A 22,892-nucleotide genomic window follows, 5' to 3' on the forward strand; every position below is an offset into this window, starting at 1 on the left:
TGGCATGGCTACAGGCACAGTTAAATGGTTCAACGCCGAAAAGGGTTTTGGCTTCATTGCCCCGGATGACGGGTCAGCCGACGTTTTCGCCCACTACTCGGCAATCGCCAGCAGCGGCTACCGCTCGCTGGACGAGAACCAGAAGGTCGAGTTCGACGTCACCCAGGGCCCGAAGGGTCCGCAGGCCGAGAACATCCGCCCGCTCTAAATACTCCGGATAGCAGCACCGGCCAGCCGGCCGCCATGCTTTCCCCAAGACCACAAACGCCCCCCTCGAGGATTCCTCGGGAGGGGCGTTTGTCGTTGTTGGGCGCGCAGTGCGGTCAGCCGACGTGGACCCACGGCCGCCTGGTCACGTCCGGCTCCGCCTCCCGCAGCACTTCGCGGGTCACCGGGGCGATTTCCCCCTCACCGAAGGCCAGGAAGCGCAGCAGGTTGGTGACGGGGTTGCCTTCGGTCCAGCGGAAGTAGATGTGCGGCATCAGGCCTGTCACATCGCGGATGTGGAGCAGGACCGACGCGATCGTGTTCGGGACGACGGGCCCATGGACTTCCAGGATCCGGTATCCGTGCCGGGTGATGCCGCGGACCAAAAGCTCCGTTTCAAAGTCGGACGAGTCGTCCACCACCACCTCAAGGAAGAGGGCACGGTAGTCCAGCGGCAGGTGGCTGACCTCTGTGGCGGACGCCAGTTTCTGCTGGTAGGCCTCTGCGCTCATTCGAAGCGGCTCGTGGGCGATGAGCCGCAGCGGCCCGTCCAGCTCATCGGACATGAATTCCAGCGCCGCACTGTCCAGATGGACGCGGGTGGCGTGCAGCTCAAAGGAACGCCCGACCCGCGACAGCAGCGAGATCACGATGATCGCCAAGATGAAGACCGAAGCGATCCGGATGCCTTCAGGGCGTTCGATGATGTTCGCGACGGTGGTGTAGATGAACACAACGGCGATGGCGCCGAATCCTGCGGTGCGTTTGCGCTGCCGCTGCCGGCGGGCCGAAAGCGTCACCGCCACCGCGGCCGACGTCATCAGCACCAGAACCCCCGTCGCGTAGGCGCCACCCTGCGCATCGACGTCGGCATCGAAAAGCCAGGTGATCAGGAACCCGACCAGCGCGAACACGAGCACCAGGGGGCGTACGGCGCGTGCCCACTCAGGGGCCATGCCGTAGCGGGGCAGGTACCGGGGAACCAGGTTCAGCAGCCCGGCCATCGCGGAGGCCCCGGCGAACCAGAGGATCGCGATGGTGCTGATGTCATAGATGGTGCCGAACCCCGCCCCCAGGTGTTCGTGGGCCAGGAACGCCAGGGCGCGGCCGTTCGCCTCGCCGCCGGGCTGGAATTCCTGCTCCGGGATGAGCACCACGGTGGTGAAGCTGCTGACGATCAGGAAGCTGCTCATGATGAGTGCCGCCGTCGTCAGCAGCTTGCGGGTGCCCGCGATGCGGCCGGCAGGATGGTCCTCGCTATCGCCCGCGTGGCCCCGGATCTGCGGCATGACGGCGACGCCCGTCTCGAATCCGGAAAGGCCCAGTGCGAGTTTCGGGAAGACGAGCAAGGCGAAGCCGACGGCCAGCAGCGGGTTTCCGTGTGAGGTGGAGATTGCCTGCCACCAGTTGTCCACGGCAACGGGGTGCGTGAACACCTCAAAGACCGAAACGGACAGCACAACGACGTTCAGCGCCAGATAGACGGCGACGATCAGGACGGCGACGCCGATTGCCTCCTTGAAACCGCGGAGGAAGACCGCGCCCAGCATCGCCAGCAGGAACAGCGTGACCGGCACGTCCTGCCCCTGCAGCCAGCTGGGGGCCATCGGGTTCTGGATCAGGTGCGCCGTGGCGTCCGCCGCCGACAGCGTCATGGTGATCATGAAGTCCGTCGCGGCAAAGCCCAGCAGGACCAGGACCAACAGCTTTCCGCCCCAGCGCGGCATGAGCCGCTCGAGCATCGCGATGGAGCCCTCGCCCCGGTGGCTCTCGCCCGCCACCCGCCGGTAGACGGGCAGGGCGCCCAGCAAGGTGACGGCGACGAGCACGAGGGTCGCGAGCGGCGAAATTACCCCCGCAGCGAGCGCCGCGATTGCCGGCTGGTATCCCAGCGTGGAGAAGTAGTCGACACCGGTCAGGCACATCACCTGCCACCACGAATGCTTCTTCTCGTGGGCAGTGGGCACTCCGCCCGGGCCCTGGTGGGTGCCCTTGCTGTCCTGCAGCCCGAACAGCAGCCAGTTTTTCAGCCCGGCGATCCGCGGCGGGCGGGGAGCTGAGGGGTCTGCCGGCGGGCGGCTCAGGGTGGTCATATGGTGCCTTCCTCGCGGCACGCCGCGGCGCACCGCACTGCGATTACAGCCGAAGCTAGCACCGGCCGGGCGCGGTTTTCCCCGATACGGGCCGATCTTGACGAATCCTTGACGCCGGCTCAGGCTTCGCCCGAAGGCAGGCGTCAAGAACCCGTCAAGATCCGGCCGTCGGCATCAAGGTTCCGTAAGTCTCTACTCTTTCGACTCTTCGGAGGACTTGACTGGATTTAGCCCCGCATACGGGGCGCAGATGAAAGGAACCTGCAATGGCCGACCTGGCTGTTATCGGAATCCTCATGGTGTCCATGGGGTTCGTCATGTGGATCGGCCATGTCCTGGCCGGGGTGGTCGGCGGTTCCGACGACCGGCCGGAGGGCGGGCAATGAGCGCCGACGCGATCATGTGGCTCGTCCTGCTGATAGCCGGATTGAGCCTCTTTGGCTACCTGCTCGCCGTCCTTATCCACCCGGAAAAGTGGTGAACAGATCATGACCTTCAACACTGCATCCTTTGTAATCCAGGTGGCGGCACTCCTCATTGTCCTGGCGGCCATGCACAAGCCCTTCGGCATCTACCTGGCCCGGGTTTTCGAAGGAACGACGTCAAGCCGGCCCGAGCGCCTCTTCTATCGTCTTGCCGGGATCGACGCCGACACCGAGCAGACCTGGGCGGTCTACCTGCGCAGCGTCCTGGCGTTCTCGGCCGTCTCGATCCTGGCCGTGTTCGGCCTGCAGCGGCTCCAAGGCGTCCTGCCCGGCAGCGGAGCGCTTCCCGGCGTGGATCCGTGGGTCGCGATGAACACCGCCATTTCGTTCGTGACCAACACGAACTGGCAGACCTACGTACCGGAGACCACGGTCGGCATCTTTGTGCAGATGACCCTGCTGGCGGTGCAGAACTTCCTCTCCGCCGCCGTCGGTATCGTCGTCGTTGTCGCCCTCATCCGCGGCATCTCCCGAACCAGGACGCAGCGCCTGGGCAACTTCTGGGTGGACCTGGCCCGGACGTCCTTCCGGGTCCTGCTGCCCATCGCGTTCATCGCCGCAGGGGTGCTGGTCCTGGGCGGTGTGGTGCAGAACTTCTGGCCCACCGACGTCACCAACCAGGCCGCCGGAATCAGCCAGAGCATCCCCGGAGGGCCGGTCGCCTCCCAGGAAGCCATTAAGGAGCTCGGGACCAACGGCGGCGGATACTTCAATGCCAACTCCGCCCACCCGTTCGAGAACCCCAATGCCTTCATCAGCCTTTTCGAGGTGTTCCTGCTCCTGCTCATTCCCTCAGCCCTCCCCTACGCCTTCGGCCGGATGGTCGGGGACCAGAAGCAGGGCTATACAGTGGCCGCCGTCATGGGCACCCTCTGGCTGGCCTCCATCACGCTGACCGGCTGGGCCGTTGCCGCCGCCCAGGGAACGGCGACCGCAGCGGCAGGCGGACTCGGTGAAGGTTTCGAGCAGCGCTTCGGCGCGGCCCCGAGCGCGATCTTCGCTGCGTCAACCACCCTGACCTCCACGGGCGCCGTCAACGTCGCCCACGACTCCCTGCCGCCGCTGGCCGGCGGCGTCGCCATGGTGAACATGATGCTCGGCGAAGTCGCACCGGGCGGAACCGGATCGGGGCTCTACGGCATGCTGATCCTGTCCATCATTTCCGTCTTCATCGCAGGTCTCATGGTCGGGCGCACCCCGGAATACCTGGGCAAGAAGATCGGCCCGACGGAAATGAAGCTCGCGGCCATGTACATCCTGGTGACCCCGACCCTGGTGCTGGCGCTGGCCGGTATCACCGTCATACTGCCGGACATCATGGCCAACGCCCCGGCATCAGGGCCGCACCAATTCAGTGAAGTGCTCTACGCCTACACCTCCGGGGCGAACAACAACGGCTCCGCGTTCGGCGGCATCACCACCTCGGGCCCGTTTCTCTCGGTCATGATGGGCCTGGCCATGCTGCTGGGCCGTTTCCTTCCGATTGTCCTGGTCCTCGCCCTCGCCGGCTCCCTCGCCCGGCAGGGCAAGATTCCTGCCTCAGCCGGCACCGTCCCCACTCACGGCGCGCTTTTTGGCGGTCTGCTGCTGGGCGTGACAGTGATCCTGACCGCCCTGAGCTACTTCCCGGCCCTTGCCCTCGGCCCCCTCGCAGAAGGACTCCTGAAATGACCCGGTCCAGCACGGACACCGCCGCCGCCACCTACGCCGACGGCAACCCCCTCGGCACCCCCGGCGAACACAAACACCACACCAAGGCCCCGGCAAAACTCACGATCGCGTCCGTCGCCGCCGCACTGCCCCTCGCTGTCCGGAAACTCTCCCCGCGGCAAATGATCCATTCCCCCGTCATGTTCACCGTGCTCGTGGGCGCCGCCCTGTGCACCGCGATCTCGGTGTACCGGCCCTCGGTGTTCGGCATCGCCGTCACCGCGTGGCTCTGGCTCACCGTCCTCTTCGGCACCCTGTCCGAATCTATCGCCGAGGGCCGCGGAAAGGCCCAGGCCGACAGCCTCCGCGCCAGCCGCAAAGGTGTCCAGGCCCGGCTCCGGCAAGCCGACGGCACCGCCAAAGAGATCCCCGGAACGGAGCTGCGGCGGGGCGACGTCGTGATCTGCGAAGCCGGCGACGTCATCCCCTCGGACGGCGAAATCATCGAGGGCCTGGCCAGTGTCGACGAATCAACCATCACCGGCGAATCAGCCCCTGTGATCCGCGAATCCGGCGGAGACCGGTCCTCGGTCACCGGCGGCACCCGGGTCCTCTCGGACCGGATTGCCATCCGCATCACCGCGGAGCCGGGACAGACGTTCATCGATCGGATGATCAAGCTGGTCGAGGGTGCAGTCCGGCAGAAGACCCCCAACGAAATCGCACTCCACGTGCTACTGGTGTCCCTGACCATCATCTTCCTGGTCGTCACCATGTCCCTGGCCCCGTTCGCCGCCCTGGCCGGCGCCACCCCGTCCCCGATCGTGCTGGTGGCCCTGCTGGTCTGCCTGATCCCCACCACCATCGGTGCCCTGGTGCCGGCAATCGGCATCGCGGGTATGGACCGCCTGGTTCAGCACAACGTCCTTGCCACGTCCGGCCGCGCCGTCGAGACCGCAGGGGACATCACCACCCTCCTGCTGGACAAGACCGGAACGATCACCTACGGCAACCGCCGCGCCGTCAATTTCTTCCCCGCCAGCCATGTGGAGAGGACCCGGCTCATCGAAGCGGCCCGGGTCTGCAGTCTGGCGGATGAAACCCCCGAGGGCCGGTCCATCGTGGACCTCGCCGCGGACAAGGGCGTCACCGGATCCGATTTGGTCACCCTCGAACGCAGCTCCGGCGATTTTGCCGTGGTACCTTTCAGCGCCAGCACGCGCATGAGCGGACTCGACCTTGACGGGCTGCAGATCCGTAAAGGCGCCGCTTCCACGGTGACTGCCTTCGTTGCCGAATACGGCGGCCACACCCCGGCGGAGGTCGAGCACCGGGTCGAGGAAATCTCGGCCCAGGGCGGCACACCCCTGCTGGTCGCCCAGGTGGACAAGGACGGCCGCGCGGAGATCCTGGGGACCATCCATCTGGCCGACGTCGTCAAGCCGGGCATGCACGCCCGCTTCGCCGAACTGCGGCAAATGGGCATCCGGACCGTGATGATCACCGGTGACAACCCCATCACCGCCAAGGCGATTGCCGCCGAGGCCGGGGTCGATGACTTCCTGGCCGAAGCAACCCCCGAGGACAAACTCGCGGTCATCAAGAAGGAGCAGGCCGCAGGGCGCCTCGTGGCGATGACCGGGGACGGCACCAACGACGCACCCGCGCTGGCCGCGGCGGACGTCGGCGTCGCGATGAACTCAGGCACCCCGGCCGCGAAGGACGCCGCCAACATGGTGGACCTTGACTCCGACCCCACCAAACTCATCAACATCGTCGGCATCGGCAAGCAGCTGCTCATCACCCGCGGCGCGCTGACCACCTTTTCCGTGGCGAACGACGTCGCCAAGTACTTCGCGATTGTTCCGGCCCTGTTCACTGCGGCCTTCCCGGGCCTCGGGCTGCTGAACATCATGGGCCTGGCCACGCCGGCCTCGGCGATCCTGTCCGCTGTGATCTTCAATGCCCTGATCATCATCGCCCTGGTCCCACTGGCCCTGCGCGGTGTGAAGTACCGTGCCGTGTCGGCCAACCAGGCCCTGAGCCGGAATCTGCTGATTTACGGGCTGGGCGGGCTCGTCGCCCCCTTCATCGGCATCAAGATCATCGACCTGATAATTTCCCTCATTCCCGGAATCGGCTAGGAGCACGCCCTCATGAACATCCTTACCGGCTATCTCCGCCAGGCAGGAACTGCCCTGCGTTTCCTTGTCCTTGCCACCCTCGTCCTCGGACTGGCCTACCCTCTGTCCGTCTTCGGCGTCGGACAGCTGATCGCCCCATATCAGGCCAACGGCTCGATCATCAAGGACTCCGCCGGCGCCCCGGCGGCGTCCGCACTGATTGCCCAGGCCAGCGCCGATGACAACGGCGCCCGGGATCCGCGGTGGTTCCACGCCCGGCCGTCGGCCGTCGCTTGGGACCCGGCGTCGTCCTCGGCCAGCAACCTGGGCCCCAACGAGCCCAAGCTCCTTGAGGCCGTCACCGCGAACCGGTCCACCGTCGCCGCCGCGGAAGGCATCAACGAGTCCGAGGTTCCGGCCGACGCCGTCACGGCAAGCGGGTCCGGGCTGGACCCGGATATCTCGCCGGAATACGCCAGGCTGCAGGTGGCCCGGGTGGCCGCGGCGCATGGCCTGGACACTGAAGCCGTGGCGTCGCTGGTGGACCGGCACACGAGCAGCGGGTTACTCGCTTTCCTGGGCCAGCCGTCGGTCAACGTGACATCGCTGAACCTGGCGGTCGCTGAGGCCTCGCAAGCGTCGCAGCCGGCACAATCCGAGTGAGAGAATGACGGCATGGCACGTGGAACGCTGCGGATTTTCCTGGGGGCCGCGCCCGGGGTCGGCAAGACCTACGAGATGCTCGAAGAGGCGCACCGGCTCGGCAAGCGCGGCGAGGACGTCGTCGTCGCGTTTGCCATGGACCATGGACGCAGCGAGACACGGGCCCTGCTGGAGGGGCTGGAAATCATACCCCCGAGGCGCATGCCATACCGGGGCACGGAATTTGAGGAAATGGACCTTGACGCCGTCCTCGCCCGGGCACCCGGAACGGCGATCGTGGACGAGTACGCCCACTCCAACATCCCCGGGAGCCGCAACCCGAAACGCTGGCAAGACGTCGATGAGCTGCTCGACGCGGGAATCGACGTCCTGTCCACCGTTAACATCCAGCACCTAGCGTCGCTGGGTGATGTTGTCAGCGCGATCACCGACGTCCACCAGGCGGAGACGGTGCCCGACGACGTCGTCCGCCGGGCCGATCAGATCCACCTCGTCGACATCTCCCCCGAGCTGCTGCGGCAGCGCCTGGGCGACGGAAAGATCTACGCCCCCGAGAAGATCGACGCGGCACTCTCGAACTACTTCCGTCTGGGCAACCTCACCGCGCTGCGGGAGCTGGCGCTGCTGTGGCTGGCCGACCGTGTGGATGAGGGTCTCGCCAGGTACCGGGCGGAGCAGGGCATCGAGGAAAGCTGGCCGGCCAGGGAGCGGATCGTGGTGGGCCTGACGGGCGGCCCCGAAGGGGAGGTCCTGATCCGACGCGGCGCCAGGATCCTTAACCGCATCAGCGGCGGTGACCTGCTGGCGGTACACGTTAGGGCCGCGGACGGGGTCGCCAGCGAATCCCCCCAGGCGCTCGAAGCCCAACGGCACCTGATCCAGGACTTGGGCGGCAGCTACCACATTGTGACGGGTGAGGATCCGGCAGGCGCCCTGCTGGACTTCGCCCGCAGCGTCAATGCCACCCAGATCGTCGTCGGCATTTCCCGGCGCAAGAAGATCTCCGCGCTGCTGGGAAACCTGCTCGGCGGAGGTGTCGGCACGCGGGTGGTCCGCGATTCCGGCGACATCGACGTCCACATGGTTTCCCACCCGCTCGGCGGGCACGGCACCCGGCCGTCCCGGCAACGCGACCTGGGCCGCGTCCGGGTGACGGCGGGTTTCATTCTGGCCGTGCTCCTCCCGGCCGTGCTGCAGCTATTGCTGCTGGCTCTCAACCCGGAGCGGAACGTGGCTACGGTGATGCTGGTCCAGCTGAGCGGTTCCATCGGGGTGGCACTCGTCGGGGGTCTCTGGCCCGCGATCCTCGCCGCGCTCTGGAGCAGCCTGCTGGTGAACTACTTCTCCACCCCGCCTGTCGGGACCCTCACCATCAGCGATCCGCAGAACTTCCTCGCCCTGCTGGTGTTTGTGGGTGTTTCTGCAGCCGTGGCGGTCGTTGTCGACTTGTCAGCCCGGCGGTCGAAGGAAGCCGCCCGTGCCCGCGCGGAAGCCACGACCCTCAGCGACCTGGCCCGGAGTGCAGCCGGCTCCGATGATATGGTCCGGGCCCTCCTCGAGCAGGCACTGGGCGTCTTTCAGGCCCGGGGGGCCGCCGTCTTCAGCCATGTCGAGTCCCCGGGTGACGTCGGGCCGGCCGGCGCCAACGGCCGGAAGTGGAGGCTGATTGCCGCGGCCGGCGAACTGGCCGCAGGCGACACCGAACGCGGCGGCGCCGACGGCGAGAACATTGAAGAGATAGATCCCTCGACGCGCCTCGTGCTGTTCGGCCGAATCCTGCCGGCGAGTGACCGGCGTCTGCTGGGGGCCTTCGGAGTCCATCTGAACGCGCAGCTCGAACGCCAGCAGCTCGTGGCCAGCCGCCGGCAGATGCTGCGCCTCGCCGAAAGCAACACGATCCGCACGTCCATTCTCCGCGCCGTCTCCCACGACCTCCGCACCCCCCTGGCCGGAATCAAGCTCGCCGTCGGCGGCCTCCGCCATGACGGCGCCCGGTACACCCCCGACGAGCAACAGGAGCTGCTGGCGACCATCGAGGAATGCTCGGACCGGCTGGACGCCCTGGTGGGCAACCTCCTGGACATGTCCCGAATCAGCGCCGACGCCGCCCACCCCCTGCTCAGGCCTGTGCGCTGGTACGAAGTCATTCCGGACGCCCTGCGTGCCGTGCCGGAGGGGCGGGTCCGGGTGGAGCTGCCCGCCAACATGCCGGAGGTCGATGCGGACCCCGGAATGCTGGAGCGCGTCATTGCCAACGTCGTGGAAAACGCGGTGAAGTACGCCCCCGATTCGGACGTCGTCCTGGTCGGCGCCGGAGGTGGTCTCAGCCCGGTTACCCTCGAGGGGCATCCGGCAGGAGAATTGCGCATCATCGATCATGGCCGGGGAATCCCGGCAGAGAGGGTCGTGGAAATGTTCCGGCCGTTCCAACGTCTCGACGACGCTCCGCAGACGACCGGCATTGGCCTCGGCCTGGCCGTGGCCAAGGGCTTCACGGATGCCATGGGCGGCAGCCTGACTGCCGAGGCAACACCGGGGGGCGGACTGACCATGGTCATCCGGCTCCCGCTATCCACCGGAGTGCCTTTCGAGACACGCCACCACCAAGCCCCCCTGGAACCCCAGTCGGCCTTGGACCGCCGGCGCCACACCCTGCCCCTCAGTGCGTCCGGAACGGACGCAGGATGACCGCCGTCCTGGTGGTCGACGACGACCCGCATCTGCTCAGGGCCCTGCGGATCACGCTGCAGGCCCATGGCTACGATGTGACGACCGCGGCGGACGGCCATTCGGCCCTGCTGGCGGCCACCCAGCACCCGCTGGCACTTGTCATCCTGGACCTCGGCCTGCCGGACCTGGACGGGACCTCCGTGATCCGGGAACTCCGCACGTGGAGCCGTGTGCCGGTTCTGGTCCTGTCCGCCCGCCACGGTTCCGAGGACAAAGTGGAAGCGCTGGATGCCGGAGCCGACGACTACATCACCAAGCCGTTCGGGCTGGATGAACTGCTGGCGCGGCTGCGCGCACTGCTGCGCCGCACCGCTGACCCGGATCAGGAGCCGGTCGTCACGACAGATGCGTTCACCGTGGATCTGGGTAAACGCCGCGTACTCCGCGACGGCCAGGACATCCGGCTCACGCCGACCGAATGGAAAATGCTGGAGGTGCTGGTCCGGAATCCGGAGAAACTCGTCACCCAGCAGCAGCTCCTGTCCGAGGTGTGGGGTCCGGCGTACGCCAAAGAAACCAACTACTTGCGGGTCTACATGGCCCAACTCCGGCGCAAGCTGGAACCCGGCGCTGCCACGCCGCGGCACCTGGTCACCGAGGCAGGCATCGGTTACCGGTTCCTGCCCTGACGTGGCCCGGGAGTCCCGCGGGACCGGCCCTTGTCTAGACGAACGCGGACTTGCCCGTCACGGCGCGGGCCACGATCAGCGAGTTGATCTCGTAGCTGCCTTCGTACGTGTACAGGATTTCGGCGTCGCCAAAGAGCTTGCCCATCTCGTAGTCGCTGCTGATCCCGTTGCCGCCCATCAGCGAGCGGCCCATCGCCACGGATGCCCGGGCCAGCCGGGTGGTGGTGGACTTGGCCATCGCGGCCTGGACCATTTCGAGCTTGCCGTCCTCCTGGATCCTGGCCAGCTGTGCCATCAGTGAGAGGGAGGCGGACGCGTTGCCCAGGATCTCGGCCAGCTGCTGCTGGATCAGCTGGAAACGCGCCAGCTCCTTGCCGAACTGCTTCCGCTCCAGCGAGTAGGACCGCGCGACGTCGAACGCGGCCAGCTGGATGCCGGCGGCCTGCCAGCCCACCCAGGCGCGTGAATCGCGCAGCAGCTCGTTGGCCTTGGAGAAGTCGGTGGCCCCGGGCAGCAGGTTGGATTCCGGGATGCGGACCTCGTCGAGCACGATGTCCGCGTTCTGCATGATCCGCAGCCCGATCTTGTTCGCGATCTTCGTGGCGGTGTAGCCGGGGCGGTCCGTTTCGACGATGAAGCCCTTGATCTGCTGGTCCGCGACATCCCGCGCCCAGACCAGTGCGAAGTCGGCGATGGTGCCGGCGCCGATCCAGCGCTTGGCGCCGCTGATGACCCACTCTCCGCCCTCAAGCCGTGCCGTCGTGGCCAGCCCGCCCGCGATGTCCGAGCCGTGGTCCGGCTCGGTCAGGGCAAAGGCGCCGATCTGCGTCAGGGCGGTCAGCCCCGGCAGCCAGCGCGCCTTCTGTCCCTCGGAGCCGAGCTGGTCGATCATGCCGACGATCAGCTCATTGTGGATCCCCACGAGGGCCGAGAGGGACACATCGGCGCGGGCCACCTCGACGTACATGAGGCCCTTGAACAGCTTGGACGTCCCGTCCGTCTGCAGGCCGCCCAGGCCGTACTTGCCCAGTTCGGCGAGCAGCCCGAAGGGGAACTCCTCACGGTTCCAGTAGTCGATCGAGGCCGCCCGGATCCGGGACTGGAGGAAGTCGCGGATTTCCTGGTACCGGGACTGCTCCTCCGGGGGCAGGAGGTCGACGATGTACATCAGGTCGGCGTCCGGGAAGGGCGGCGGTACAAGTGCCGTTCCATCCTCAGTGGCCGTCTGTCCGCTGGCACGTCCTTGTGGCTGCACGGGCATGTATCCCTTCGTCGTGATCCGGTCATGAACCGGGTCGCCTCTTCCAAACCCTTGGATGTCCTAGTATATTGCAAAGTGATGGGGGTCACTAGGCAACTGGTGATCTCCGGGCAACGGCGCCGGGCCTGAAACGGCTGCGCCACCAGACTTCGAAAGGTGCACCATGACAGTCACTGAGGAATTCCGCGCAGCACGCGACCGCATGCTTGACCTCCGCACGGACTACGAGGCGGCGCGCAGCGAATTCCAGTGGCCGCGCTTTGAGCACTTCAATTTCGCGCTGGACTGGTTCGACCAGATCGCGGCGGACCCTGCAAAGGCGGACAACCCGGCCCTCGTCATCGTCGAGCAGGACGGCTCCGCCACGCGGCGCAGCTACGCGGACCTGTCCCGCCGCTCCGCCCAGGTGGCCAACTGGCTGCGCAGCCAGGGCGTGCGGCGCGGTGACCGCATGATCATCATGCTCGGAAACCAGGTGGAACTCTGGGAACTGATGCTCGCCGGCATCAAGCTGGGCATCGTCATGATCCCCACGACCACCCTGATGGGGCCGGCGGACCTGAAGGACCGGGTGGAGCGCGGCGGCGCGAACTGGGCCGCCGTTGGAAGTGCCAATATCACGAAGTTCGATGAGGTCCCGGGCGACTACACCCTGATCGAAATCGGCGGCGCCGGTACCGCCAGCAACGACAGCACACACAAGGCGGCCCTGCAGTACTCCGGGGCGGCCGGCGCGGAGGAGTCCTTCACGCCGGACGCGCCCACCCGGGCCGACGAGACCCTGCTGCTCTACTTCACCTCCGGCACCACCTCCAAGGCCAAGCTCGTGGAGCACACGCACACCTCCTACCCGGTGGGCCACCTGTCCACCATGTTCTGGATCGGGATGGAACCCGGCGATGTGCACCTCAACGTGGCCTCGCCCGGCTGGGCCAAGCACGCCTGGTCCAATGTGTTCACGCCTTGGATTGCTGAGGCCTGCGTTTTCATCTACAACTACGAGCGCTTCGATGCCAAGGCACTGATGGAGCAGATGGACCGCGAGTCCGTGACCAGCTTCTGCGCCCCTCCCACGGTCTGGCGGATGCTCATCCAGGCCGACCTGACCCTGTTGAAGAACCCGCCCACCAAGGTGGTGTCCGCCGGCGAACCGCTCAACGCCGAGGTGATTGACCAGGTCCAGCGCGCCTGGGGACAGACCATCCGCGACGGCTTCGGCCAGACCGAGTCCACGGTGCAGATCGCGAACACCCCCGGCCAGCCGATCAAGATCGGCGCCATGGGCAGGCCGCTGCCCGGTTACGACGTCGTGCTCGTGGACCCGGCGACGGGTGCCGAGGGCGACGACGGCGAGCTGTGCCTGCGCCTCGACCCCCGCCCCGCCGGGCTGATGAAGGCGTACTACGGGGATCCCGAAAAGACGGCGGAGGCATTCCGCGACGGCTATTACCACACGGGTGACATGGCGAGCCGGGACGAGCGCGGCATCATCACCTACGTGGGCCGCGGCGACGACGTCTTCAAGTCCTCCGATTACCGGCTGTCCCCGTTCGAGCTGGAAAGCGTGCTGATCGAGCACCCGGCGGTGGCCGAGGCCGCCGTCGTCCCCTCCCCGGACCCGCTGAAGCTCTCGGTACCCAAGGCGTTTGTGGTCCTGGCCGCCGGGCACGAGGCGGGGCCGGAGCTTGCCGAGGACATCCTGCGGTACTGCCGCGACCATCTGGCACCGTTCAAGCGGATCCGCCGGCTGGAATTCGCCGAACTGCCCAAGACCATCTCGGGCAAGATCCGGCGTGTGGAGCTGCGGCACAGCGAGGAAGTGCGCCACGGCGGCGGGACGGTCCCGGCCGGCCTGGGCAGGGAGTACTCCGAAGCCGACTTCCCCGGCCTGAAAAGCCCCGCCGAAAAGCTAGGCTGAACCCTATGAGATGCAGATCGAGTTGCTGGGGGTGCCGTGGCAACGCCGCTGCCGCGTGATCCGATCGCCGACGCCCGGCTGAACTGGGAACGGCACGGCTGGTCCGACGTCGCCGCACCGATGGCGGCCATCACCGCCATCATGCGGACCCAGCAGATCCTGCTGGCCCGGATCGAGGGCATCCTGAAGCCGTTCGGACTGACGTTTGCCCGCTACGAGCTGCTCGCCCTGCTGAGCTTCGCCCGCAGCGGCGCGCTGCCCATGAACAAGGCAAGCGCACTGCTGCAGGTCCATCCCACCTCGGTGACCAACGCCGTCGACCGGCTGCAGGGCGCGGGCCTGGTGATCCGCTCGCCGCATCCCACGGACGGGCGCACCACCCTGATTGAACTCACGCAGGAAGGGCGTACGCTTGCTAAACGGGCGACGGCGGCACTGAACTCCGAGGTGTTCGCCCAGTCCGGCTTCGCGGAGCAGGATGTCGACCAGCTGATCCGGATCCTGGGTACCTTCCGCCGCAACGCCGGCGATTTCAGCGAATAACCGCGGCCGGAGGGCCTCAACAGAAGTGACGTCCCGTCACACCGCAGTGACGGGGTCCGCGGCACCAGGAGACGACTCATGCAGCCGAACGCCTATTCCCGCCCCGATGACAGGGAGCTGCTCCGCGCCTCCCTGCGCCTGCTCTCCGGGAGGTTCCGGCCCGCCGTGCTTTTCGCCGGACTGGCCAGCGGCGAGCTGCTGCAGCTGACGGATTTCCTGGGCACCGCCACGTCCAGCCTGCACCAGATGCTTGTGGTTCCAGGCACGGGGCTCGGCGGCCGGGTCTTCACGCAGCGGCGGCCGTTCCTGGTCGAGGACTATATCGCCTCGGAGGGAATCACCCATGAATATGATCTCGCCGTCCGGCGGGAGCGCCTGACGTCCATGGCGGCCGTGCCCGTGGTGGTCCGGGGCCAGTCGCGCGCGGTGCTGTACATCGCCAGCAGGGACAGCGCCCCGCTGGGCGAGAACACGGTGTGCGAGGCGATGGAGGCGGCCGCCGAAATCGCCGCCGAACTGCGGATCCGGGACGAGGTGGACCGCCGGGTCTCGATCATCGATACCGCCAGGGCCGCGCCCGCCCTGGTCCAGGACCGCAGCTGGCTGGAGCACGTCCGGGAAGCCCACGCCGAGCTGCGGTCCCTGGCCGGCACGGTGTCCGACCCGAACCTGGCGCGGCAGCTGGACATCATCGGCAGCCATCTGGCGCCGCCGTCCGCCGTCGGCATCCATCCGACGGCCCGGCTGGCCCGCCGTGAGCTCGATGTGCTGGCGCAGGTGGCGCTGGGCTGTTCGTACCAGGAAACCGCTGAACGCCTCGGCTTGAAGGCGGTGACGGTCAAGAGCTACCTGCAGAACGCGATGTCCAAATTGTCCGCGCACAACCGGCTTGAGGCCGTGTCCGCGGCCCGCCGGCTGGGACTCATCCCGTAGGGCGGGGCTGCAGGTTTTCACCGGCAGCCCCGCCCCCACCCGCGGATCCCCCAAAGTCCCGAATCCGCAGTCTGGATTGCCTGGCGCAGATCCTAGGGACCTGCGACGGGCTCGATAAATGCTGCGTCGTCCACATGCTTAGACGAGGTGGGCGACTTGCCGTCATCCAGCCCCTGCTTTTCGCGGTTGGGCAGGGCCAAGGTGCAGAGCACACTGAACACGCCGATCCCGGCGAGCAGGATCCCGATGGACCATGCACCGGACGTAACGGCGAGCTGCGCCGCCACGAGCGGGACAATGCCTCCGCCGACGACGCCGGCCAGGTTGTAGCCCATGCCGGCGCCGGTGTAGCGGTACCGGGTCTCAAAGAGCTCCGGCAGCAGTGCCCCGGCAGGACCGTAGGCGATGGCGAAGATCACCAGGGTGACGGTGAGGCCGAAACCAAAGGCGAAGACAGTGTTCGCGCTGAGAATCGGGAACAGCATGAGCGACCACGGCACAGCGAGAATGCACGAGGTGGCGATGACCTTCTTGCGGCCGAAGCGGTCCGAGAGGACGCCGGAGGCCAGGGTGGCGGCGGCGACAAACAGCGAGGAGACCATGCCAGTGCTCAGCACTTCCACCCGGCTCAGTCCCATGCCGGTGGGGCTTGTGGCAAAGCTGGTGAGGTAGGCGGTGCCAACGTAGAAGAAAGCGAACAGAAGCGTCAGGGAGCCGCCGGCGAGGAGGATTTCGCGCGGCTGGCGCTTGACGGACTCGAGGATGGGCAGTTTGGTGCTGGTATGGGTAACCTTGGCGGCGTTCTTGAAGACCGGGGTCTCCTCGATGCTCAGCCGGACCCACAGGCCCACGAGGACGAGCACTGCGCTGAGGATGAACGGCACCCGCCAGCCGATGGTGATGAATGCCTCGGATTTGTCCCCCAGCGTCAGGTTGGTGAGGAGGAAGGTACCGCTGGCCAGGGCGAAGGCAACCGACGGGCCGAGTTGCGGGAAGGAGCCGAACAGCCCGCGCTTGCCCACAGGAGCATATTCGGCCACGAGGAGCGTGGCGCCGGCCCATTCGCCGCCAACGGCGAGGCCCTGCACGAAGCGCAGCACCACCAGCAGGATGGGGGCTGCGACGCCGATGGTGCTGGCGTCCGGAATCAGGCCGATCATCACGGTGGCGATGCCCATCATGAGCAGAGTGGTGATGAGGGTTTTCTTCCGGCCAATCCGGTCGCCGAAGTGGCCGAAGATGATCGCGCCCACGGGCCTGGCGAAGAAGGCGACGGCGAAGGTGCCGAAAGAGGCGATGGTGCCGGCGGCGGCCCCGAGAGCCGGGAAGAACACGACCGGGAAGACCAGGGCGGCAGCGGTGCCGTAGATGAAGAAGTCGTAGAACTCGATGGTGGTTCCGGCGGCGCTGGCGAAGGCAACCTTGCGCAGCGTCTTCTTGCTGGGCGGCGCTTGCAGCCCGGCCGGCGAAGTCGGTGAAACTGAAGTCATGGCAATCTCCTTTGATGTCCGCCTCGATGCGCGGCTTTGTGACTCAGATCACCGTAACGAAAAGCGTGGACATCCAACTACCTCCTAAAAGAGGTAGTCCGAAAAGCGCAGGAGCGCCCGGGCGGTCACCTAGACTTCGGAAAGAAACCAACCCTGAAAATGAGGAGCGCGATGATTCCGGAGATCAACATCTGGGCAGTACTGCTGGCCACGCTGTCCAGCATGGTGGTCGGGTCCGTCTGGTACACGCCGAAAGTGTTCGGCAACTACTGGATGCGCGTCGCCAAGGTCACCCCGAGCGGGGACGCCAAGGATGCTATTAAGCCGATCCTGATCACGCTGGTGGTCAGCTTCGTCAGCGCCATGGTGCTGGCCGGTGCCGCCGCCATCTCGCAGCACTTCTACGGCGGGGATTTCCTGGCCAACACCCTGGTCACGGCCCTGATCCTGTGGGCCGGGTTCACGGCGGCGCGCTTCATCACCCACGATGCCTTCGAGGGCCGCCCGGCCGGACTGACGGTGCTTAACTGCGCGCACGAACTCGTGACGCTCATGGTGATGGCCCTCATCATCGGCCTGTTCGGCATCAGCGCGGCCTGAGGCCTGACGCTGCACAGCCGGCCCGGCGCGGCGGGTCCGGCCTGACGCTGCGCAGCCGGCCCGGCGCGGCGGGTCCGGCCTCACGCGGCGGATCCGGCCTCACGCGGCTTCGCCGGCCTGGCGACACGCAGAAGCCCTGACGCTACCGGAATACGGCAGCGTCAGGGCTTCTGCGCGTCATGGAACGCTTACCGCGTCGCAGGACGGTCCGCGGCGCCTGGTCAGCGGTGCGTGAAGTCCGGCTGCCGCTTCTCGGCGAAGGCTGCCATGCCTTCCTTCTGGTCCTCGGTGGCGAAGAGCGAATGGAACACCCGCCGCTCAAACAGCACGCCCTGGGCCAGCCCGGTCTCGAACGCGGTGTTGACGGCTTCCTTGGCCACCATCGCCACCGGCTTGGACTTGGAAGCAATCACCGCGGCGGCCTTCAAGGCTTCCTCCACCACGTCCGCGGCCGGCACCACACGGGACACGAGGCCGGCGCGTTCGGCTTCCTCGGCGTCCATGAAGCGGCCGGTCAGGATCATGTCCATCGCCTTGGATTTGCCCACCGCGCGGGTGAGGCGCTGCGAGCCGCCCATGCCGGGCAGCACGCCCAGGTTGATCTCCGGCTGGCCGAACTTGGCGTTGTCCCCGGCAATGATGAAATCGCACATCATCGCGAGCTCACAGCCGCCGCCCAGGGCGAACCCGGACACGGCCGCGACCACCGGGATGCGCAGCCGGGTGAAGTCTTCCCAGCCGCGGAACCAGTCCGCCGCATACATGTCCATGTAGCCCTTGGACTGCATTTCCTTGATGTCCGCCCCGGCCGCGAAGGCCTTGGCGGAGCCGGTCAGCACCACCGCCCCTACTTCGGGGTCCATATCCATGGCCGACACGGCTGCCACGAGTTCGTCCATGGTGGCCTTGTTGAGGGCGTTCAGCGCCTCGGGCCGGTTGAGCGTCACGAGCCCCACCCGGCCCCTGCGCTCCACCAGAATGTTTGTGTACTGCTCCGTCATGCCTGTCCCCTCAGCTGCTGTTCGGAAATGTTTGGTGTCCGGCCGGCCGGTGTTCAGAACCGGCTAGTGTCCGGATTTGTCCCGGATGTCGGTAATGATGCCGGAGAAGTCCCGGCCCGCCCCGCCTTCCGCGGCAAAGCTATCGTAGATTTCGGAAGCGAGCGGACCCAGCCGTGCGGCGACGCCAGTGCTTTGGAGCGCGTTGAGTGCCAGCTTGAGGTCCTTCGCCATGAGGGCTCCGGCGAAGCCGGGCTGGTAGTCGCGGTTGGCGGGGCTTGTGGGCACCGGCCCCGGCACGGGGCAGTTGGTGGTCAGCGCCCAGCACTGCCCCGAGGCCGCGGAGGCGACGTCGAACAGCGCCTGGTGGGTCAGGCCCAGCTTCTCGCCCAGCACAAAGGCCTCGCTGACCGCGATCATCGAGACGCCGAGGATCATGTTGTTGCAGATCTTCGCGGCCTGCCCTGCGCCATGTTCCCCGCAGTGGACTACGCGCTTGCCCATCACCTCGAGCATCGGTCTGACTGCCTCGAAGTCCTCCGGAAGTGCCCCCACCATAAAGGTCAGGGTGCCCGCTTCGGCGCCCATGACGCCGCCGGAAACCGGCGCGTCCACGGCCCGGTGGCCGGCCGCCACGGCGAGGTCGGCGGCCTCGCGGGCCTCATCCACGTTGATCGTGGAGCAGTCCAGGAACAGGGTCCCGGGGGCTGCGGTGGCGAGCAGGCCGGGCTGTCCCGGCTGGCCGGGCGTGCCGCGATAGGCGTCCAGCAGGTGTTTGCCGCTGGGCAGCATGGTCAGGACGACGGCGGCACCGGCCACGGCCTCGGCGGCGGTGTCCGCGGTGGTGATGCCGTGCGCGCGGGCAGTCTCCAGTGCGGCCGGCACGACGTCGAAGCCGGTCACGATGTACCCGGCCTTGACCAGGTTGATGGCCATCGGCCCGCCCATGTGGCCCAGGCCGAGGAAGGCGATCGGGCCGCTCTGCGCCCCGGACCGCTCCGGTTCAGACGGCGGGAATTCAGACATTGTCGCGCTCCTTCGAAAGCATCAGTTCACGGTCGCCCAGCGGCGCAAAATAGGATTCGACGTCGCCGCGGCTGACCTCCGCCAGCGTGGCGGGCTGCCAGTGCGGGTCGCGGTCCTTGTCCACCACCTGGGCGCGGATGCCTTCGCGGAAGTCGGGCCCGGCGAGGAACCGCAGTCCCACGCGGTACTCCTGTTCCAGGGCTTCATCGAGGCCCAGCCCCCTGACCCGGCGCAGGGATTCCAGCGCCACTTTCACGGCGGTCGGCGACTTGGCTTCGATGGTGTCGGCGGCGTCGGATGCTTCCCCGCCCACGGCCCGCAGCCGGCGCACGATCTCCTCGGCGTCGTCGCTGGAATAGCAGGCGTCAATCCATTCCTGCTGCGCTGAGAGGACGGAGGGCGGGGCCTCCCCGGCGAAGCGCGCGACGGCGTCGCCCGGCGTCTCGCTCTCCAGCGCCTCGGCGAGTTCGGCGAGCTTCGCGGACGGAACGAAGTGGTCCGCGAGCCCCAGGAACAGGGCGTCGGCGCCGCTCAGGTGCGCGCCGGTGAGGGCCGCATGGGTGCCGGACTCCCCCGGCGAGCGGGAGAGCAGCAAGGTGCCGCCGACGTCGGGCACAAACCCGATGGTGGTCTCCGGCATTCCCATCCGGGTGCGTTCGGTGACGATCCGGACCGAGCCGTGCGCTGAGATCCCCACTCCGCCGCCAAGGACCAGGCCGTCCATGAACGCCACATACGGCTTCGGGTAGCCGGAGATGAGTGCGTTCATCCGGTATTCCTCGGCCCAGAAGTCGGCCGTTGCGTCGCCGCCGTCGAGCATGTCCCGGTAGATGGCCACGATGTCGCCGCCGGCGCACAGCCCCCGGTCACCGGCGCCGCGGACCAGCACCGCCGCCACGGCGTCGTCGTCCGCCCAGAGGGTGAGCTGCTCCAGCATGGCCGAGGCCATGCCCGCGGTGAGCGCGTTGACGGCCTGGGGCCGGTTGAGCGTGACCACACCCAGCCGGCCTCGGAGTTCGAACAGCACCTCCGCGGACGCGGCGTCCGGGGAATGCTTCCCCGCCATCAGCTGCCTTCCGGCATCACGAAGCTGGCACCGGTGCGGATGCCGGACGGCCAGCGCGTGGTGACCGTCTTGGTCTTGGTGTAGAAGCGGAAGGCGTCCGCCCCGTGCTGGTTGAGGTCGCCGAAGCCGGAGGCCTTCCAGCCGCCGAAGGTGAAATAGGCAATCGGCACCGGAATGGGGACGTTGATGCCCACCATGCCCACCTGGACCCGGCTGGCGAAGTCGCGGGCGGAGTCGCCGTCGCGGGTGAAGATGGCCACGCCGTTGCCGAACTCGTGCTCGCTGCACAGGCGCAGGGCCTCGTCGTAGTCCTCCGCGCGGAGCACACTCAGCACCGGGCCGAAGATCTCTTCCTTGTAGATCGTCATGTCCTTCGTGACGTTGTCGAAGAGGGTGGGGCCGACCCAGAAGCCGCCCTCGTAGCCCTCGACCTTGAGGCCGCGGCCGTCGGTGAGCAGGGTGGCGCCCTCGTCGACGCCGGCCTGGATGTAACCTTCGATCCGCTCCTTGGCGGAGGCCGCCACAACGGGGCCGAAGTCCGAGTCCTTGGCGAGGCTGTGGCCGACCTTGAGGTCCGCGATCCGCTCCTCCAGCTTGGCGACGAGCGCGTCGCCGGTGGCCTTGCCGACCGGCACGGCCACCGAGATCGCCATGCAGCGTTCGCCGGCGGAGCCGAAACCGGCGCCCATCAGGGCGTCAGCGGCCATGTCCAGGTCCGCGTCCGGCATGATCACCATGTGGTTCTTGGCGCCGCCGAAGCACTGCGCGCGCTTGCCGTTCGCGGCGGCGGTGGCGTAGATGTACTGCGCGATCGGCGTGGAGCCGACGAAGCCGATGGCCTGGACCCGGGGGTCCTCCAGCAGCGCGTCCACGGCTTCCTTGTCGCCGTTGACGACGTTGAAGACACCGGCGGGCAGGCCGGCCTCGGTGAAGAGCTCCGCGAGGCGCAGCGGCACGGAGGGGTCCCGTTCGGACGGCTTGAGAATGAAGGAGTTGCCGGCGGCGAGCGCCGGGCCGGACTTCCAGAGCGGAATCATGGCCGGGAAGTTGAACGGCGTGATGCCGGCGACGACGCCGAGCGGCTGGCGCAGGGAGTGAACGTCGATGCCCGTTCCGGCGCTGTCCGAGAATTCGCCCTTGAGCAGGTGGGGGGCGCCGGCGGCGAATTCCACGACCTCGATGCCGCGCTGGATGTCACCTTTCGCGTCGAGGAAGGTCTTGCCGTGTTCCGAGGAGAGCAGGGTGGCGAGTTCGTCCAGGTTCTGGTTCACCAGATCCACGAATTTGAGCAGGATCCGGCCGCGGCGCTGCGGGTTCATGGCCGCCCATTCGAGCTGGCCCTTCTCCGCGTTGGAGACCACGTTACGGACTTCCTCGGTACTGGCCAGCGGCACCCGGGCCTGGACCTCGCCGGTGCACGGATCGTAGACATCGCTGAAGCGCCCCGAGGTGCCTTCAACATGCTGTCCGTCAATGTAATGGGATAGTTCGCGAACCATGATGGAATGCTCCTTTGCACCGAGTGATTGCCGAAGTGACGGCCGGGCCGTGTGTGACCCACGCCATCTTCTGCTCCCGAATATACTCGGACTTCCTACTAAATTCCAGAGGGGCGTGGCCGGCCCGCAGCTTTGTCCGGCAGCCAAGTTCGGTAAGTTAGGGATTGTGAAGATAGCTACCTGGAATGTGAACTCGCTCCGCGCCCGTGCCGACCGTGTTGAAGCCTGGCTTCAGCGCACCGACTGTGATGTCCTGGCCATCCAGGAAACCAAGTGCAAGGACGACAACTTCCCCTGGGAGCTGTTCGAGAACATGGGCTACGAGGTGGCGCACTTCGGCCTGAGCCAGTGGAACGGCGTGGCGATCGCCTCCCGGGTGGGGATCACCGACGTCGAACGCACCTTCCTGGACCAGCCCGTCTTCGGCAAAAACGGCAAGGATGCCGTGCAGGAGGCCCGCGCCATCGGCGCCACCTGCGGCGGAATCAGGGTCTGGAGCCTCTACGTTCCCAACGGCCGGGCCCTCGACGACGAACACATGCCCTACAAGCTCAGCTGGCTGGACACCCTCAAGACCCATGCCGAAGGCTGGCTCCGGGAAGCCCCCGACGCACAGATTGCCCTGATGGGCGACTGGAACATTGCCCCGCAGGACGACGACGTCTGGGACATCGATTACTTCCGCACCGAACGCCTCACCCACGTGAGCGACCCGGAACGCGCAGCCTTCCACGCCTTTGAGAACGCCGGCTTCCAGGACGTTGTCCGCCCGCACACCCCCGGCCCCGGCGTCTACACCTACTGGGACTACACCCAGCTGCGCTTCCCGAAAAAGGAAGGCATGCGGATCGACTTCGTCCTGGCCTCCCCCGCCCTGGCCGCCCGGGTCACCGGCGCCGCCATCGACCGCGAGGAGCGCAAGGGCAAGGGCGCCTCGGACCATGCCCCGGTGATCGTGGAGCTGAGCGACTGATGGGC

19 protein-coding genes are annotated in these 22,892 nt (G+C 67.2%); 12 read left to right on the forward strand and 7 right to left on the reverse strand.

Features of this window, described 5'->3' with window-relative positions:
- Window positions 1-4 precede the first annotated feature (4 nt).
- Window positions 5-208 (forward strand): cold-shock protein, encoded by a 204-nt coding sequence (locus ABIC21_RS05400; RefSeq protein ID WP_013599688.1) that lies wholly within the window; start codon window positions 5-7, stop codon window positions 206-208.
- A 115-nt stretch (window positions 209-323) separates the two neighbouring features.
- Here ABIC21_RS05400 and ABIC21_RS05405 read toward each other — a convergent pair whose 3' ends face one another.
- Window positions 324-2,300 (reverse strand): APC family permease, encoded by a 1,977-nt coding sequence (locus ABIC21_RS05405; RefSeq protein WP_354349397.1) that lies wholly within the window; start codon window positions 2,298-2,300, stop codon window positions 324-326.
- A 382-nt stretch (window positions 2,301-2,682) separates the two neighbouring features.
- Between ABIC21_RS05405 and ABIC21_RS05410 the strand changes: the two genes are divergently transcribed.
- The 6 genes from ABIC21_RS05410 to ABIC21_RS05435 are packed head-to-tail and all read left to right on the forward strand — an operon-like array spanning window position 2,683 to window position 10,580.
- Window positions 2,683-2,781, forward strand: a complete 99-nt coding sequence (locus tag ABIC21_RS05410) for a potassium-transporting ATPase subunit F (RefSeq protein ID WP_116765591.1) — start codon at window positions 2,683-2,685, stop codon at window positions 2,779-2,781.
- 7 nt (window positions 2,782-2,788) lie between these two features.
- The gene (gene kdpA / locus ABIC21_RS05415) at window positions 2,789-4,456 is read left to right on the forward strand and encodes a potassium-transporting ATPase subunit KdpA (protein WP_354349398.1); all 1,668 of its coding nucleotides are present in this window, start codon (window positions 2,789-2,791) and stop codon (window positions 4,454-4,456) included.
- Window positions 4,453-6,579, forward strand: a complete 2,127-nt coding sequence (gene kdpB, locus ABIC21_RS05420; RefSeq protein ID WP_354349399.1) for a potassium-transporting ATPase subunit KdpB — start codon at window positions 4,453-4,455, stop codon at window positions 6,577-6,579. The genes kdpA and kdpB overlap by 4 nt, the downstream gene beginning before the upstream one ends.
- Before the next feature lie 12 nt (window positions 6,580-6,591).
- Entirely contained in the window at window positions 6,592-7,221 is a 630-nt protein-coding gene (kdpC, locus tag ABIC21_RS05425; protein ID WP_354349400.1) for a potassium-transporting ATPase subunit KdpC, read from the forward strand.
- 12 nt (window positions 7,222-7,233) lie between these two features.
- Entirely contained in the window at window positions 7,234-9,909 is a 2,676-nt protein-coding gene (locus ABIC21_RS05430; protein WP_354349401.1) for a DUF4118 domain-containing protein, read from the forward strand.
- Window positions 9,906-10,580 carry a response regulator gene (locus ABIC21_RS05435; protein ID WP_354349402.1) on the forward strand — a complete coding sequence of 225 codons (675 nt, stop codon included), beginning with the start codon at window positions 9,906-9,908 and terminating at the stop codon, window positions 10,578-10,580. The genes ABIC21_RS05430 and ABIC21_RS05435 overlap by 4 nt, the downstream gene beginning before the upstream one ends.
- Window positions 10,581-10,614: 34 nt before the next feature.
- On the opposite strand, the gene ABIC21_RS05440 is transcribed toward ABIC21_RS05435, so the two are convergent.
- Window positions 10,615-11,748, reverse strand: a complete 1,134-nt coding sequence (locus ABIC21_RS05440) for an acyl-CoA dehydrogenase family protein (protein WP_354349652.1) — start codon at window positions 11,746-11,748, stop codon at window positions 10,615-10,617.
- 256 nt (window positions 11,749-12,004) lie between these two features.
- Between ABIC21_RS05440 and ABIC21_RS05445 the strand changes: the two genes are divergently transcribed.
- From ABIC21_RS05445 to ABIC21_RS05455, 3 genes are all read left to right on the forward strand, one after another.
- A complete protein-coding gene (locus tag ABIC21_RS05445; protein WP_354349403.1) occupies window positions 12,005-13,759 on the forward strand; it encodes an AMP-binding protein in 1,755 nt (584 codons plus the stop codon).
- Between the two features lie 36 nt (window positions 13,760-13,795).
- The gene (locus tag ABIC21_RS05450; RefSeq protein ID WP_354349404.1) at window positions 13,796-14,302 is read left to right on the forward strand and encodes a MarR family winged helix-turn-helix transcriptional regulator; all 507 of its coding nucleotides are present in this window, start codon (window positions 13,796-13,798) and stop codon (window positions 14,300-14,302) included.
- A 78-nt stretch (window positions 14,303-14,380) separates the two neighbouring features.
- On the forward strand, window positions 14,381-15,235 hold the full coding sequence (locus ABIC21_RS05455) for a helix-turn-helix transcriptional regulator (protein ID WP_354349405.1): 855 nt from the start codon (window positions 14,381-14,383) through the stop codon (window positions 15,233-15,235).
- Window positions 15,236-15,327: 92 nt separating this feature from the next.
- Here the strand turns inward: ABIC21_RS05455 and ABIC21_RS05460 are convergent, their stop codons facing one another.
- Window positions 15,328-16,725: an MFS transporter gene (locus ABIC21_RS05460; RefSeq protein ID WP_354349406.1), complete on the reverse strand. Its 1,398-nt coding sequence runs from the start codon at window positions 16,723-16,725 to the stop codon at window positions 15,328-15,330.
- Window positions 16,726-16,896: 171 nt separating this feature from the next.
- Between ABIC21_RS05460 and ABIC21_RS05465 the strand changes: the two genes are divergently transcribed.
- Window positions 16,897-17,325 (forward strand): DUF1761 domain-containing protein, encoded by a 429-nt coding sequence (locus tag ABIC21_RS05465; protein WP_354349407.1) that lies wholly within the window; start codon window positions 16,897-16,899, stop codon window positions 17,323-17,325.
- Between the two features lie 221 nt (window positions 17,326-17,546).
- Here the strand turns inward: ABIC21_RS05465 and ABIC21_RS05470 are convergent, their stop codons facing one another.
- The 4 genes from ABIC21_RS05470 to ABIC21_RS05485 form a co-directional block, all read right to left on the reverse strand.
- The gene (locus ABIC21_RS05470) at window positions 17,547-18,326 is read right to left on the reverse strand and encodes an enoyl-CoA hydratase (protein ID WP_354349408.1); all 780 of its coding nucleotides are present in this window, start codon (window positions 18,324-18,326) and stop codon (window positions 17,547-17,549) included.
- A 63-nt stretch (window positions 18,327-18,389) separates the two neighbouring features.
- Window positions 18,390-19,349 carry a 3-hydroxyisobutyrate dehydrogenase gene (mmsB, locus tag ABIC21_RS05475; RefSeq protein WP_354349409.1) on the reverse strand — a complete coding sequence of 320 codons (960 nt, stop codon included), beginning with the start codon at window positions 19,347-19,349 and terminating at the stop codon, window positions 18,390-18,392.
- Window positions 19,342-20,415, reverse strand: a complete 1,074-nt coding sequence (locus ABIC21_RS05480) for an enoyl-CoA hydratase/isomerase family protein (protein ID WP_354349410.1) — start codon at window positions 20,413-20,415, stop codon at window positions 19,342-19,344. Before ABIC21_RS05480 ends, mmsB begins: the two co-directional genes overlap by 8 nt.
- Window positions 20,415-21,914 (reverse strand): CoA-acylating methylmalonate-semialdehyde dehydrogenase, encoded by a 1,500-nt coding sequence (locus ABIC21_RS05485; protein ID WP_354349411.1) that lies wholly within the window; start codon window positions 21,912-21,914, stop codon window positions 20,415-20,417. Before ABIC21_RS05485 ends, ABIC21_RS05480 begins: the two co-directional genes overlap by 1 nt.
- Before the next feature lie 166 nt (window positions 21,915-22,080).
- Between ABIC21_RS05485 and ABIC21_RS05490 the strand changes: the two genes are divergently transcribed.
- Window positions 22,081-22,887, forward strand: a complete 807-nt coding sequence (locus ABIC21_RS05490; RefSeq protein ID WP_354349412.1) for an exodeoxyribonuclease III — start codon at window positions 22,081-22,083, stop codon at window positions 22,885-22,887.
- Window positions 22,888-22,892 lie beyond the last annotated feature (5 nt).

It is taken from the genome of Pseudarthrobacter sp. PvP090 (assembly GCF_040547365.1).
Taxonomy (GTDB): Bacteria; Actinomycetota; Actinomycetes; order Actinomycetales; family Micrococcaceae; genus Arthrobacter.